This is a genomic window from Corallococcus carmarthensis (genome assembly GCF_003611695.1).
Lineage (GTDB): Bacteria > Myxococcota > Myxococcia > Myxococcales > Myxococcaceae > Corallococcus > Corallococcus carmarthensis.
In genome coordinates, this window is record NZ_RAWE01000130.1 from 12,569 (window position 1) to 27,596 (window position 15,028).

The 15,028-nt window shown below is 72.2% G+C and carries 4 protein-coding genes; all 4 read right to left on the minus strand.

Annotation, left to right across the window (positions count from 1 at the left end):
• Positions 1–52: 52 nt before the first annotated feature.
• The 4 genes from D7X32_RS28305 to cglE all read right to left on the minus strand — a co-directional run bounded on the left by D7X32_RS28305 (position 53) and on the right by cglE (position 14,993).
• Positions 53–12,328, minus strand: coding sequence for a tetratricopeptide repeat protein (locus D7X32_RS28305; RefSeq protein WP_120605681.1), 12,276 nt, complete (start codon positions 12,326–12,328; stop codon positions 53–55).
• Positions 12,329–12,434: 106 nt separating this feature from the next.
• On the minus strand, positions 12,435–14,144 hold the full coding sequence (locus D7X32_RS28310; RefSeq protein WP_171447986.1) for a tetratricopeptide repeat protein: 1,710 nt from the start codon (positions 14,142–14,144) through the stop codon (positions 12,435–12,437).
• Entirely contained in the window at positions 14,111–14,317 is a 207-nt protein-coding gene (locus D7X32_RS47635; protein WP_208752560.1) for a hypothetical protein, read from the minus strand. The genes D7X32_RS28310 and D7X32_RS47635 overlap by 34 nt, the downstream gene beginning before the upstream one ends.
• A gap of 34 nt (positions 14,318–14,351) precedes the next feature.
• A complete protein-coding gene (gene cglE, locus D7X32_RS28315; RefSeq protein ID WP_120605683.1) occupies positions 14,352–14,993 on the minus strand; it encodes an adventurous gliding motility protein CglE in 642 nt (213 codons plus the stop codon).
• Between the last annotated feature and the right edge of the window lie 35 nt (positions 14,994–15,028).

The following is a 15,028-nucleotide window of genomic DNA, read 5'->3' on the forward strand; positions in this document are numbered from 1 at the left end:
TTGAACGCCCGCCTGCTTTCAACGCGTGAACCCTCGCGGCGGTCTGAGGGCCCTACTTTCGCACCTGGACTTCGACGTGTGTGCCAACGGCCACACGCAGCTCATGCAGGTCCTCGGAGGTAGCGAACACCAGCAACTCCCGCAGCTTGGTGCGCGGGGCGACGCGGAAGGAGGACCCCGTCTCGCCCTGCACCATGCGGCGCACGGGCTCCAGTTCGCCCGCGGCGAAGAGGCCCGCGCGCGACGCGGTGAGCTCCGCGCCCTCCAGCCACGTGCGCACATCCTGCGGCGTCGCCGTGGGCAGGTAGGCCCTCGCGACCTTGGCCAGGGCGGCCCGGTCCGGCTCGCTCAGGCTCTTCTGGAGCAGCTGCCGCTCCACGTCCACCAGCCGCGGATCCACCGTGTAGCGCACGTTGCCCACCACCAGGCTGAGCGCCGCCTGCACCACGGCCTCCAGCCGCTCGGGCGCGACGCGCTGGCTGAACGCCAGCTCCGCGCGGGCCAGGGCCAGCGTCCGCCCCAGGAGGTAGTACACCTCCTTCTGTCCCTGCTCCGCGAAGTACTTGCCGCCCACACGCACGCACGCGGGATGCGTCTGGAGCAGATCCACATTCACGAGCGGCTCGGGGGCCGGTTCGTTGGAGCGCTTCGCCAGCCGCTCACGCGTGGCCACGAGGAAGGGCGAGTACAGCTCCACCGCCTCCATGCCGAAGAGCCGCGCGACGTAGCGGTAGTGGTTGACGTGGTACTCCTGCGCGGTCGCCACGTCGATGCGGTGGCGCTTCGGCACCAGCTGGTACTGCGGGAAGGGCACCGCGTACAGGTGGCCGGCCTTCTCGAAGAGCAGGCCCAGCAGTTCCGACAGCGGCCCGCGAACCTTCGGGTGGAAGAGCGCGGTCTGCCACAGCCGGTCCGTCAGCGGACGCTGCGCCAGTTCCTTCTTCTTCGCGTAGGGCCCCAGCTTGGTGAGGATCTCCTGCTCGTCCTCGCCCGCCTCGCCCAAGAGGCCCGACACCGCCTGAGCGGCGAGCCACGCGGCGTCGTAGTCCTTGCGCACCGCGGACAGCCGCACCAGGTTGCCCACCACCTTGCGCGGGTTCTCCGTGTTCGGCAGCGCGCGGCGCAGCGCCACGATGGCTTCTTCCTCGCGGCCCGGCATCTGGCCGGCGACGTCCGCGAAAAGCTCCTGGATGGACGCGTCGTCCGGCAGGCCCTTCGCCGCGACGCCGTAGGCGGCCACAGCGCCTTCCGGATGCTTGAGCACCTGGAGGTACAGGTCGCCCAGCGCGCGCCACAGCGTCATGCGCGCCGGGTGCGTGTCCGGCGTCTTGGGCAGACGCGCGAGCATGCGCGTGTAGTTCTCCTCCAGCACCTTCCACTGGCGCGCACCGCCGAGCATCGCTTCCAGCGCGCTGAAGGCCTCCACGAAGCGGTGGTCCAGGTCGAGCGCGGCGTTGAAGGCCTGCGTCGCGCCCTCCACGTCCTTCAGCTCGTCGCGGCGGATCTCGCCGAGCGCGAACCACACGCGCTTGGCCTTGTGCGGCTCCAAGGCGAGCGCGGGCAGCGCCAGCATGCGGCCCAGGATGTCCGCGGCCTTCTGGCCCTGACGCGTCTCGCGCAGCAACCGGTAGAGCGCGTCCATCACCTCCGGCGCGTCCGGCTGTGCCTTGAGGGCGCCGGTGAACGCGTCGATGGCCATGTACGGATCATGCAGCTCATCGCGCGCGATGCGGCCCAGCTCCAGGTACACCTTGACCTTGGCCTCGCCCTCCAGGCTGTTGACGAGTTCCTGGCGCAACTCCGCGGACTTCTCGTAGTTGCCCGCCTTGTCCATCAGCGTCACCAGCGCACGCAGCGTCTGCTCGTGCTGCGGGTCGATGGCGAGCGCCTTCTCGAAGTGGTTCTGCGCGCGGTCCGTCTGGCCCAGGGCGGCGTGCACGTCACCCAGCTGCCAGTAGACCTCCACGACCTCCAGGTCCGTCAGCTCCTCGCGGTGGTGGATGAGGATGGTCTGGAAGACCTTGAGCGCGTCCTCGTACCGCTTCGCCTGCACCAGCAGGTTGCCGTAGCCCTCGAGCGCGGGCAGGTACGTGGCGTCCAGGCCGTAGGCCTTCTCGTACGAGGACAGGGCCTTGTCGCGGCGGCCCAGCTTCTCCGTGACGTAGCCCAGCCGGTAGAGCTGGCGGCAGAGGTCCTGCGCGATGGCGGCGTCCTTCTCCGCCATGGCCTTCTCCGCCATCTTGCGCGTGACGATGTCCAGCATCCGCTCCGCGGACGTCCAGTCCTCACGCGCGATGTAGACGTCCGCCAGCGGGCGCGCCGCCTCCAGGCTGTCCGGGACGTGCTTGAGCGTCTCCTCCCAGTAGGGCGTGGCCGTCTCGCGGTCCTCACGCGTCTCCGCGTGGTAGCGCGCGACGTCCAACAGGGCGCGGCCCTTGGCGGCCGGATCATCCGTCTGCTGAGCTTCCTGCAGCAGCGTCTGCTCGTAGCCGCCCCAGTCCTTCTCCTGCTCCTGGATGCCCTTGAGGGCGCGGATGGTGGGCAGGTGCCCCGGCTCGATGGCGAGCGCCTGCTGGTACGCGGTCCGCGCGCTCGCCATGTCCGCGAGCATGTCCTCGTTGATCTTCCCCAGGCGGTGCCACAGCTCCACCGCCGCCGGGTCGCTCCCCACCACCTGCGCTTCCTTCTGCAGCATCTCCAGCGCGAAGGGCCAGTTGCCGCTGCGCTCGTAGAGCTTGCCCAGGGCGTGCAGCGCCGGACGGGAGTCGGGGTCCGTGGCGAGCGCCGCGTGGTAGCTGTTCACGGCGCGGTCCACCGCCTTGAGGTTCTGGTACTGGACGTTGCCGATCTCCACGTACAGCTCCGCCTGCTCCTGCGGGCTGGTGGCGAGCGCGAGTTGCCGCTCGTACGCGAGGATGAGGTCCTCCCACCGGGACTGCGCGCGGCGCAGCCGGATGAGCGACTTGATGGCCGACACGTTCTGCGGGTCGATGGAGAGCACGCCCTCCACGCACGCGTCGGCGTTGGCCGGGTTCTGGTACGTGTCCTCCCAGATGGTCGCGCTGCGGAAGAGGACGCGGACCTTCTCGCGGTAGTCCTGGGACAGCTCCAGCATCCGCTCGTAGATGGCGAGCAGGTCCGCCGGCTGATCCAACCGCGTGTGCAGCCGCTCCAGCGCCTCCAGCGCCTCGCGGTTGACGGGGTCGAACTCCAGCGCCATGCGGAACGCGGAGACCGCGGACTCGTCGTCCTTGAGGTCGCGCTCGTAGACGGTCGCCACCTCCACCTGGATGCGCGCACGCTCCTCATTGGACGCCGCGAGGTCGCGGGCCCTCAGCAGCGTGGTGGCCACGTCGCGGAACGCATTCCCGCGCCGGTAGAGCTTCGTGAGGACGCCGAGCGTCTCCAGGTCCGGCTCCAGCTCCAGCGCGCGCAACAGCGAGCTGGCCGCCTCGGTGGGGTCGTCCAGCGTCTCGTCCCAGACGCGGGCGATCTCCTTGAGGATGCCCTTGCGCGCCTCGATGGAGCCCGCCGCCTCCAGCTTCTGCTCCAGCGCGACGATGTACTCGCGGTCGCGGCCGCGCCGCTGGAACACCGCCGCCAGCCCGTCCAGCGCGGTGGCGTTGGTGGGGTCGAACTCGAGGATCTTCCGGAACGCGGCCTCCGCCGACTGCGGATCATCCAGCCGCGAGTCGTGGATGCGCGCGAGCGTGGCGTAGATGCGCTCCGCGAGCGGGCCGCGCGGCAGCTCGTCCGCGACCTCCTCGTAGACGGCCGCCAGCTCCTCGTGACTGCCCGTCTCGTCCGCGAGGCGCTCCACCTCTTCGCGCAGCGCGTCCTCGGCCGCGTCCAATTGCAGCGCGCGGCAGAGCGCCAGGAAGGCCACGTCCTTCTGGCCCAGACGCTCCTCCTGGACCCGGGCGATCTCCCGCAGCGCCGCCATCTTCTCCTCGTCGGTGACGAGGTGGGGCATGTAGCGGTCCATCACCGTGGCGTAGGCGCGCCAGTCGTTGTTCGTGCGGTACAGCGTGCACACGCGCTCGTAGGCGGTGCGGTTGGCGGGGTCCAGCTCCAGCACCTTCTCCAGCGCGCCGGCGGACAGCTCCGGCTTGCCGCCCTGCCCTTCCCACAGGTCCGCGACCGTGAAGTACGCGGCGATGGCCGGGTCGCGCTCTTCCGCCAGCAGGTGCACCTGGACCTTGAGCTCCAGGGCGCGCACGGCGTCGTTCCACGCGCGCAGCGACACGGACAGCGCATACACGCGCTCCAGGTCGGAGACGGAGTGCGGCTCCACCTCCAGCGCACGGCGGGCCGCGTCCAGCGACTCCTCGCGCCGGCCCATGCCCGCGAGCACTTCCGCCATCCGCAGGCGCAGCGCCTTCACACCGTCGCTGCTGTCCTGCAGCGGGATGAGGCGGCGCAGGATGCCCACCAGCTCCTCGCGCTGGCCCGTCTCGTCGTACAGCTCGCGCAGGGTGTCCAGCACGCCGCGGTGGCGTGCGTCGCGGTCCAGCGCCGCCTTGAAGAACGGCACCGCCGCATCCGGCTGCTTGAGCAGGCGGTACACCACGCGGCCCAACCGCTCGTTGAGGCGCACCACCTCGCGCGGATCCAGCGTGATGGCCAGGCGGCCCTCGAGCAGCTCCCGCAGGTCCTGCGGCCGGCCCGCGCGCTCGTACAGCGACTCGAGCGCGGAGAAGACCTGCTCGTTGCGCGGGTTCTTCGCCAGCAGCTCGCGGTACAGGTCGATGGAGCGGCCCAGGTCCGACAGCCCCTCGGCGGACACCTGCGCCATCTTGCCCAGGACGCGGTCCCGCTCGCTGCCGGAGACCTTGTCCGCCTGGAGCTTCAGGATGGCGTAGAGCTTCTCGGACGCGCCCGCGCCCTCGTAGATGCCTTCCAGGAGCCGCGCCGAGGCCATGTGCCCCGGCTCCAGCGCGAGGATGGCCTCGTAGGCGCTCGCGGCGCGGTCAGGGCTGTCCATCCGCTCCTGGTAGAGCTGTCCCAGGCGGAAGAGGAAGCCGATCTTGTCCGCCGGCTGGGTCGCGCCGGTGGCCAGCGCCTCCAGCACGCCCGCCAGCTCCGGCCACGCCTCCAGGTGCAGGTAGAGGCGGTCCAACGCGACGAGCGAGCTCTGCTGCACCGACGCGTGCAGCGTGCGCGCACGCTCGAAGTAGGACACCGCGCGATCCGGATCGCGCAGGCGCGTCTCCAGCACCTGGCCCAGCTTGAGGCACACCTGGGCCGCGTCGGCGGCCTCGGCGATGCGCGGCAGGGCTTCTTCGTAGAGCACCACCAGCTCGTCGTAGCTGCCCGCGACGTCGGTGGCGTTCTCCAGGCGGCGGCGGACCTCGCTGTCGTTCGGGTCCTCCTTGAAGCCGCGATAGAGCGCGAGGAAGGCCAGCTCGCTCTCGCCCTGCGTCTCGCGCAGCGTGGCCAGTTCTCCGAGCAGCTGCTTGCGCTCGACGGCGTCCGGCGACACGCCCACGCGCGTCTCGATCACCTGCGCCAGCCGCGTGACGTCACCGCTCGCGCGGAAGGCGCGCAGCAGCGTCTCCACCGCGAGCAGGTTCTGGGGCTCGCGCGCGACGATGGCTTCCATGCGGCCCACCGCGCCCGGGTGGTTGGGCTGCACGGACAGCACCTCGCCGTACAGCGACAGCGCGCCCGCCTTGTCCAGCAGCTTGGACTCGCGCACCGTCGCGAGGCGGAACTTCAGCTCCAGGCCCTCCTCCGGCGGCATCAGCGCGATGCGCCGCGCGAGGACGTCCGCGAGCTCCGGCCAGCGCTCCTGCTTCTGGCAGAGCGCATCCATCCGCGCGAGCGCGACCGCATCATCCGGCTGCAGCTCCAGCAACCGCCGGAACGTGGCCAGCGCGCCCAGCGGATCCTTGAGCTGCTCCTCCTGCAGCACGCCAATCTGGTGGAGCACCGCGGCGCGACGCGCCGGTTCCTCCGACAACGCGAGCTGACGGCGCAGCACCTCCAGCAGCTCCGAGGGACGGCCCTGTGAGGCCACCAGCCGCGCGGTGCCGTCCAGCGCCTCGTTGTCCGTGGGCTTGAGCTCCAGCACGCGCTTCCACGACTGGAGCGCTTCGGCCGGTTCACCCAGGTCCACCTGCATCCGGGCGAGCGCGCGGTACAGCTCCGCGCGGGCCGCGTCGCTGGCCTTGGGGGCCACCTCGCTCAGCACCGCGCACAGCTCCTCCGGTGCCTCCGCCTTGTCCACCAGCGAGACGCACAGCTCCAGCGAGCGCGGGTCCTCCGGCAGCTCGCGCAGCGCGCGCGTCGCGGAGAGGAACGCCATCTCCGCGTTCTCCAGCGCGCTGGCGTAGATCTCCGCGATGCGGCGCAGCAGCGCGGCCCGCTCCTGCGGCACGGCCTCCGCGGAGGCGCGCGACTCCAGCATCTCCACCTGCTTCAGGTGGTTGCCCACCGACGCGAAGATGGGCTCCAGGGCGCTCGCCGCCGCGCCGCGCAGCGGGCTCTCCGAACGCGCCAGCTCCTCCAGCGCGCCCACCGCACCCGGGTGGCCAGCGCGCCGCGCGAGCACCAACTTGTACAGCTCCAGCGCGCCGCGCGGATCATCCAGGCGCGACACCTTCAGCCGGCCCAAACGCACACGCAGGTCGGACGCCTCTTCCTGCGCGTCGCGTGCGTCCGCCATCTGGATTTCACGCTCGACATGCTGCGCGAGCTCCGCCCAGCGCTCCATGTCCGCGAGCACACGGCCCAGGAGCTTCAGCGCGTTGGCGTTCTCTGGACGGCGCTCCAGCACTTCGCGGTACGCCTGCGCCGCCAGTGACTTGTCCGCCAGCGTCTCCTCGGCCAGGTGCGCCAGCTCGAAGAGCAGGTTGATCTGCGAGGACGAACTCGTCTCCGCGGCCACCTGCCGGCGCATGACGAGCGCCAGCTCCCGGTGCGCGCCCGTGCGGCGATGCACGCGGGCGATGGCCTCCAGCACCGGCTTGTTCATCGGGTCGCGCCGGCTCACCTGCTCCAGCGCGCGCACTGCCAGGTCATAGCGCTTCAGGCGGTTGTCGTAGATGGCCGCCAGACGCCGCCACAGGTCGCCCGCCAGGGGCTCCGCGGGGTCGCGCTCCAGCTGATCCTCGTAGGCCGCCGCCACCTCCTCGAAGGAGCCCGAGTCCGCCGCGAGCCGCTCCAACTCATCGCGCACGCCGGCTTCGGAGGGCAGCTCGTTGAACGCGCGCAGGCGCGCGACAAAGGCCAGGGACGTCTGGCCCAGGCCCTCGCGCAGGATGGCGATCTCCTGCAGCCGCTCCAGGCGCTGCTCCGGCGGAACGCCCGGGAGCAACACCTCCAGCACATCCACCAGCTTCCGCGTGTCGTTGAGGCCGCGGTAGACGGGCTCCAACAGCCGCGCCGCCTCCAGGCGGGGCCCGTCGTGCGCGAGCAGGCGCTCCAGGCCCGCCACCACCTGGCCATCGCCCGGCGACAGTTCCAGCAGCCGGCGGTACACCGGCAGCGCTTCCGTCGGGCCGACTTCCTTCTCCAGCAGCTGTGCGCGGCGCAGCAGGTACGCGCGGCGCCCGGGCTCGTCCGGCGCGAGCTCCGCGAGCTGATCCAGCACGTCCGCCTGCTCCACGAAGTGGCGCGTCTTCGCGTACAGCTTGTCGAGCGCCAACAGCCCTTCGGGCACCTTGCGGAGCGCCAGCGCGGAGCGCAGCACCTCGATGGCCTTCGCGTCCTCGCCCGCGCTCGCGTAGGCCTCGCCGGCCTTGAGCAGCAGCCCCAGCCGCGTCTCCGGGTCGGTGGCGAGCTGCGCCTGACGCGCGTAGACCTCCGACAGGCTCTTGGCGTTCTGGCCCTTCTCGTAGAGCCGGGACAGCGCCTCCAGCGCCTGACGGTCCTGCGGCGCGTCCGCCAGCAGGTTCTTCCAGAGGCGCGTGGCCTCCTCGGGCTGATCCAGGCCCTCGCGCAGCTCCGCCGCACGGCGCAGCAGGTCCAGCATCACCGGATCGCCGGTGGTGAGGTCCACCGCGGCGCTCTCGTAGATCTCCGCCAGCACCTCGTGGCTGCCCGTCTCGCGCGCCAGCCGCTCCAGGTCCGGACGCACGCCTTCGCGGTCCAGGCCATTGGCGAACGCCTTCACCGACGCCATGAACGCGAGCGACGGCTGCTGCATGTCGCGCTCGTAGATGCGGCGGATCTCCCCGGCGAGGATGATCTTCTCCACCGTGAGCGCGGACTCCATCCGCGTCTCGCGCAGCGCCACGCGGCGGGCATGGTCGCCCACCTGCGAGAGCACCTTGTCCAGCACCTCCAGCGCCGCGCCGCTCGTGGGCACCGCCGCCTTCACCCAGGCTTCCAGCGCGGCCCTCGCGCCAGGGTGGCCGGGGTCCTCGGTGAGGATGCGCTTGTAGAGGCCGAGCGCCGCGTTGGCGTCATCCAGCACCGTGCGCAGCAGCTCCGCCAGGCGGAAGGACACCTCACGCCCCTGCGGGCTCTGGCCCTCCTGGTTGCGCCGCAGCGCGAGCGTCCACGCCAGGTCCTTGGGACGGTTCAGGTCCGTGTAGAGGCGGTCCAACGCGGTGGCGGCCTCTCGCTGCGCCGGGTCGCGCTCCGCGATGGCGCGCCACGCGGACGCCGCGCTCTCCTTGTCGGTGAGCTTCGCCTCGTGCAGCAGCGCGGCCTCGCGAAGGCACACGAGCTGATCCGCGGGCTCCTGGATGGCGGCCGCCAGCTTCTCCAGCACCTCCGCCAGCGCCGCCCACTCCTCGCCCGCGCGGTGCAACCGCTGCAGCGCCCGCAGGCTGTCGAGGTTGCCCGGCTCCAGCTCCAGGAGCGCGCGCAGGGCCTTCACCGCCCCGGCACGGTCGTCGAGCTTCTTCTCCTGGACCTCCGCCAGCTCACGCAGCAGCGCCGCGCGCGCAGGGCCGACGTCGCCCTCCTCCGTCAGCTCGGAGAGGATCTCCGCGAAGCTGTCGAGCGAGTCCGCGTCCTCCGCGGCCTGGCGCGCGGCGGCCCGGAGGCCTCCGTCCGCCGGGGCCAGACGCATCGCCCGCGCGAGCGACGCGAACGCCAGCTCCGGCTGCCGCAGGTGCGCCAGGTGCACCTGGGCCGCGTGACGCAGCGCCTGCACCCGGCCGGCGTCATCGCGAGCCACTTCCGCGAGCACGTCCAGCGTGGCCACCAGCTTGCGGTGTTCCTTCGTGCGCTCGTACGCGGGGATCAGCGCGCGCGCCGCCGCCTCGCGCGACGGGCCCGAGGCCAGCATCGCCTCCAGCGCCGACAGCGCGTCCGGATCCGACGGGCGCTGCCGCAGGAGGTCTCCGTAGCTCTGCACCGCCTCCGCGCTGCCGTCCTGGGAACCCTGAAGCAACTGCGCGCGGCGCAGCTTCAGCCGCGACACATGGTCCGCGTCACCGGCCGTCTCCGCCAGGCCAATCATCCGCGCCAGGGTGTCCCCCAGCTCGCGCTGCATGCCGGCCTTTTCGTAGAGCTCCGCCAGGCGCGGCAGGTGCCGGCCTTCCTCGCCGCCATGCGTGATGGCGGCCTGGAGCGCTTCGGCGGCCTGCTGCGGGCGGCCCAGCTCCACGTTCAGGTCCACGAGCCGCAGGAGCAGCTCCAACCGCTCCGGCCCACGCGTGGCGTGGATGCGCTTGCGCAGCAGCGTCTCCGCGTCCGCGGAACGTCCCGCGCGCCCGTACAGCCGCACCAGGCGCTGGAGCACCTGCGGCGACTCGGGCGAGCGCGACAGCGCGGCCTCCAGCGCCGTGATGGCCTCCGCCGCCATCCCGCCCTCTTCCGCCAGCACCGAAGCCTCGGAGAGCAGCTGCACGGCGAGGATGGGGTCCTCGGACTCCGTGGCGAGCGTGCGCAGCACGCGGCCCAGCTCCGCGTGCGCGGACAGGTCTCGCGCCAGGCGCGCCGTCTCCGCGCGTCCCGCTTCGTCCTTCGGCTCCTCGCGCACCATGCGCAGCCGCGTGTCGAAGGCGGCGCGGCTGTCCGCGAGCTGCTTCTCGTGGATGCTGGCCAGCACCGTCAGCAACCGCTTGCGCGTGGGCGCGTCCGTCGTGGAGTCCAGCTGCTGCTGGAGCGCCGCCACCTGCCGCTGGTGATCACCCGTGCGGCCGTAGTGGTTCGCCAGGGCCTCCGTCAGCGCGACCGTGCGCACGCCTCCGGCCGCCAGCCGCTCCAGGCCGCCCACCACCACGCCCGTGGACACGTTCTCCGCCAGCAGCGCGAGGAACAGGTCCGCCGCGTCCTCCTGACGGTTCAGCCGCTCCGCGTACAGCTTCGCCTGCCGCGCGGTCCACTCGTTGCGCTCGAGCTGCGTCTCGGAGAGCGTCGCCAGCTTGCCCGCCAGCGTCGCCGCCTCGTCGAACTTCGACAGCGCCACGCACAACGCCTGGAGGCGCTGCACCGCCTGGGTGTCCTCGGGTGCCATCTGCACCCACTGACGCACGTACGGCTCCAGCTCCACGGGCGAGGCACCGGCCGCCTCGCGCCTGGCGATGTCCGTCTCCAGCCGCGTCTTCGGATCATCCGCCAGCGCCGCGGCCGACTGCAGCGACTTCACCGCCTCGCTCGCCACGGAGTCGCCCGGCACGCGCGAGAGCACCTCGCGCCACGCCGCCTCCGCCCGCACGGGGTCCGCCAACGGCCCCTGGAGCAGCTGCGCCAGGTGCCGCCACAGCGCCACCGCCACGGCCGGAGGCGTCGCCCCCTGCGCCGCGCGCAACAGCGCGTGCGCCAGCGCCGGCTGCGCGTTGGCCTTCTCCGCGTGCTCCACCACCGTGTTGAGCAGCAGGGGCCGTCCCGGCTCCAGCTCCAGCGCGCGCGCCAGGACCTCGAAGGCGCCGCGCTCGTTCTCCTGCTCCTCGAACATCAGCGCCAGCGCTTCACAGAACGCCACGCGCTCCGCGAGCGGACGCGGGGCGAGCATGGCCAGCTCCAGGAGCGGCAGCACCTCGTCCAGCTTCTCGTCCTCCGCCAGCAGGCGCGACAGCTGGAAGGCCGCGAGCGCGTTGGTGGGCTCCAGCTTGAGCGCCGCCTCCAGGTGCACGCGCGCCGCGTCCGCGTCCTTCAGCTGCTGCATGCACAGGTCCGCCAGGCGCAGGCGCAGGCTGGCCTGCTGCGCGCGGTCCTTCACCGTGCCCAGGTAGCGCTCCAGCGTGGCCACCGTGTCCGCGTAGCGCTCCTGGCCCAGCATCAGCTCCGCGGCCAGGCTGGCCGCGTCCGCGCGCGACGCATCCGCCGCCACGGCCTTTTCGAAAGCAGCCAGCGCGCCGGCCGCGTCGTTCATCCGCCCCAGCTTGAGCGTGCCCACGCGCAGCCACAGGTCCACCTGCGCCGTGCGGTCGCGCGCCTCGCCCGCCATCGCCTCCAGCTGCGCGAGCGCCGGACCGTAATCACCCGCGCGCCCCGCCATCCGCTCGATGAGCGTGAGCGCTTCCGGCATGCCCGGCCACAGGAGGAAGCAGCGGTCCAACGCCTCCTTCACCTTGGCGGCGGAGCCCGGGTCGTACCAGGCGAACAGCTTCGCCACGAGCAGCGACAGGCGCGCGGCGCTCTTGCGGTCGCGCTCCTCCAGCGACATGCCGCGCAGCATGCGCACCTTGTCGCGCCACACCTGCTCGAAGCGCTGCATCGAGCGAGCGGCCTTGTCCGCACGCGCGTTCTGGGGATCCAGCTCGCGCGCCACGTCCAGCACCTGCTGCGCCAGCGCGTGCTCGGTGGGGTCGTCCACCAGCCGCTCCGCGAGCGCGGCGTACTCCTCCGCCATGCCCGCGTCGCCCAGCGCGGCGCGCTCACGCTGCAGGGCTTCGAACGCCGGCTGGAAGCGCTCCTCGGACAGGAGCAACTGGCGCACGCGCCGGAACGTCGTGCGGTCCGGCTTCACCCGCGCGGCGCGCTGCAGGCACAGCACCGCGCGATCACGCCGGAAGAGCTTCTGCTCGTACAGGTCCGCGGCCTTCAGGTAGTGGCCCGCGCTCTCCTCGCCCTGCGTCGCGGCGCCCAGCCGCTCCAGCACATCCACCAACGACGACGAATCCTGGCGGATCTCATGCAGTCGCTTGAGACCGCGCAGCGCGGGCATCGGGTCCTTGGACACCAGCAGCGCACGCTTGAGCAGATCCTCGGCGCGCGGCGCGTTGCGCTGACGCTCGTGGGCCAGCTCCGCCGCGCGGCACAGCAGGCGCGCCGCCTCTTCCGTCGGAACGTCCCGCGAGCGCCCCTCGTACAGGCGGATCAGCTCCTCGACCCGGCCCGTCTTCTCCAGGGCCGCTTCGGTTTCAACGAAGGAGCGGTCATCGGTCACACGCAGCGTGGGACGCGCAGGGGTGGAAGGCTGTTCCATGATGCTCGTTGGCCAAAGGGGGAATGAAACGAGGGCGCCAGCGGCCGGAGTGTACCGGCCGCGGGCGCCCCCGGGCAATCATGCAAAACCCGTCAACCGGCGGGAATTATTGGCTTTCTTGCTCGCCAGCCGAGGAAGCATTTTCCGTCGGCGACGCCGCGGAATCAGCGTCGTCACCGGCGTCCGCCTTGCTGTCCGCGGGGGGCGTCGCGGGGGCCTCGGGGAGGGCCTTCGCGCGCTCCACGCCAGCGCTGTCGTTCAGCTGCGTGTACAGGGCAATGGCCTTGTCACGCTGCTGCAGTTCCTCCGCGAGCTGCGCGGCGCGGGGCAGGTGCTCCCCACCGAGCTTCTCGTAGAGGGGCAGCGCCTTGTCCTTGCGGCCCGCCTGCGTCCACGTCTCCGCGGCGGCGGCCGTGTCACCCAGCAGCTCCAGCCACCGGGCGCGGCCGGCGGGCTTCTGCTCCTGTTCGGCGCGGGCCAGCTCGCGCTGCGCGAGCTCCTTGGCCTCGTCCTCCAGGGTGAGGCGCTGCATGAAGTGGAACGCCTTCGGGGGAGGCAGGGGGCTCAGCACCTCCACCGCCTCGCGCCGCTGGCCCACGGCCACCAGCAGGGTCGCCGCGCCCAGACGGTCGCCGCGCTCCACCAGGGCCTTCACCTCCATGCCCCGGATGCGGTTGGCGCTGGCCAGGTCCCGGGCGCGCTCGTACGCCTTGCGCGCCAGGGTCAGCTTGTTCGCGCGCTCGTACGCGAGGGCCGCCTGGTCGAACTGCCGCGCGCGCTCGTACAGGCGGGCGACGTTCTCGAAGTCGGCCTTGGCGACGTAGTGCTCCATGAGCAGCTCGTACGCGCCGGCCTTCTCCAGCGTGGGGCCGATCTGATCCGCGGGCAGCGTGCCCACGAGGCGGCGGGCCGCGTCGTTGTCCTGGCCGGACAGCGCCGTGCGCAGCGCGCTCTTCAGGTCACCGCCCGCCTCGAACAGGCGGGTGGCGTCCGCGAAGCCGTTGTTGCGCTCGTGCAGGCGCGCCGCGTCGCGCGTGCGGCCCATGGCTTCCAGCTGGGTCGCCTGCTCCTTCCAGTCGCCCGTCAGCTCCGGCATCGGCGCGCGCTCGGGGCGCTCACCGCGCGGAGGACGCTCGGCGCGCTCGGGCCGCTCGGCCCGGGGAGGACGCTCGCGCCGCTCACCGGCCGCGCCACGCTCCGGACGCTCGCCACGGGGAGGACGCTCACCGCGCTCGCCCCGCTCCCGGCGCTCGCCAGGACCGCCGCGCTCCGGACGCTCGGAACGCTCGCGGCGCTCCTCGCGGGCAGGAGCCTCGGGCTCCGGCGCCGGCTCGCGGCCGCTCAGCGCGAAGGCCGCCTGGGAACGGTCCGCGTCGCCCGCGGCACGCCAGACACGGCCCACCAGCGCCATCACGTCCACCCAGGCGCCGTGCTTCTCCTTGGCGGGATCCACGGCCGGAGCCGCGGGAGCCGCCTCGGCGGGCGTGCCCCCTTCGGCCGGCGTGGCACCCTCGGCCGCGCCTTCCGCGGCCGGAGCCTCGGAGGGAGCGGCTTCAGTGGAGGCGGCGGCTTCCGGCGCCGCGCCTTCCGCGCCCGCTTCCGGCAGGGCCGGCTTCGGCTGACGCTGCACGCGCAGGAGCGTGGTGATGAGACGGCCACGCGTGTTGAGGTCCAGGTCGTCCAGCGACTTGAGGTGCATGGGCCGCAGCGAGCGGACGATGGCCTCCAGCGGACCCTTCTCCGCGGCGAAGTCGCTCTTGGAGAGTGCCTTCTCCAGGACGCTCAGCTCGGCGATGACGCGCTGGCCAGGCCCCACCGGGCCCGCGTCGCGATCACGGCCACGGCCTTCACCCCGGCCGCGCCCTTCACCCCGGCCACCGCCAGGACCACCAGGACCGCCACGACCGCCGAAGCCTCCCGGTCCGTCACGACGGGGCCCCTGGCCCGGCGCGCCCCCGTTCGGACCGCGTCCACCCGGACGCGATCCACCGCTTCCATTCTCCTGAGCCACGTGAATCTCCCGCTAGAACGCGTAGCGAATGTTGGGCGCCACCGCGAACCCGAAGGCGCCCTTGGAGGCGAGGTAGTTCCCCACGACCTCCAGCCCCACCGAGAAGTGGCGCAGCCGCGTGTAGTACTCCACTCCGGGCCCGGCAAACACAAGAATGTCGGAATCCGGGAGGAGCTTCTTGGGAGAGAACATCGCGTAGCCCACGCCGGCGCGGGCGTAGATCCAGGTGCGCTTGACCTCCTGGCTGTCGGCGAAGCCCACCAGGCGGGCGCGCAGCACGGCGCCGGGCACCAGCATGGTGAAGTCGCCGGACGCGGCGCCCTGCGAGTAGCCGACGTATTCCGTGCCCGCGCGGTTGGCGGAGCCCATGAAGAAGACGCCCAGCGACAGGCGCTCGCCCAGGTCCACGCCCAGCTCCACCTGGGCCATCTGGCCAGAGGAGAAGGGCCGCGGGCCGGAGTCCGCGGGCGGGTTGGTGATCCACGACGGACCGCCATACACGCCGAAGTACACACCGCGCTCGACCTCGTCGAAGGTCACCGCGGGCCGGTCCTGCATCGCGTTGGAACCGGCGCTGGGGGTGTCCTGGGCGCCCGCCATCGCGGGAAGAAGAAGGGCGGCGCTCAGGGCAAGAGGAGCAAGGACTTTCTGCATGGAAGGCGGCCTGGTGGGGGGCAGGACTCCCGCGG

What these genes read in the sequence shown, in the direction of transcription:
- D7X32_RS28305 (WP_120605681.1), bottom strand. Translation starts at nt 12,328, where the DNA reads ATGGAACAGCCTTCCACCCCTGCGCGTCCCACGCTGCGTGTGACCGAT.
- cglE (WP_120605683.1), bottom strand. Translation starts at nt 14,993, where the DNA reads ATGCAGAAAGTCCTTGCTCCTCTTGCCCTGAGCGCCGCCCTTCTTCTT.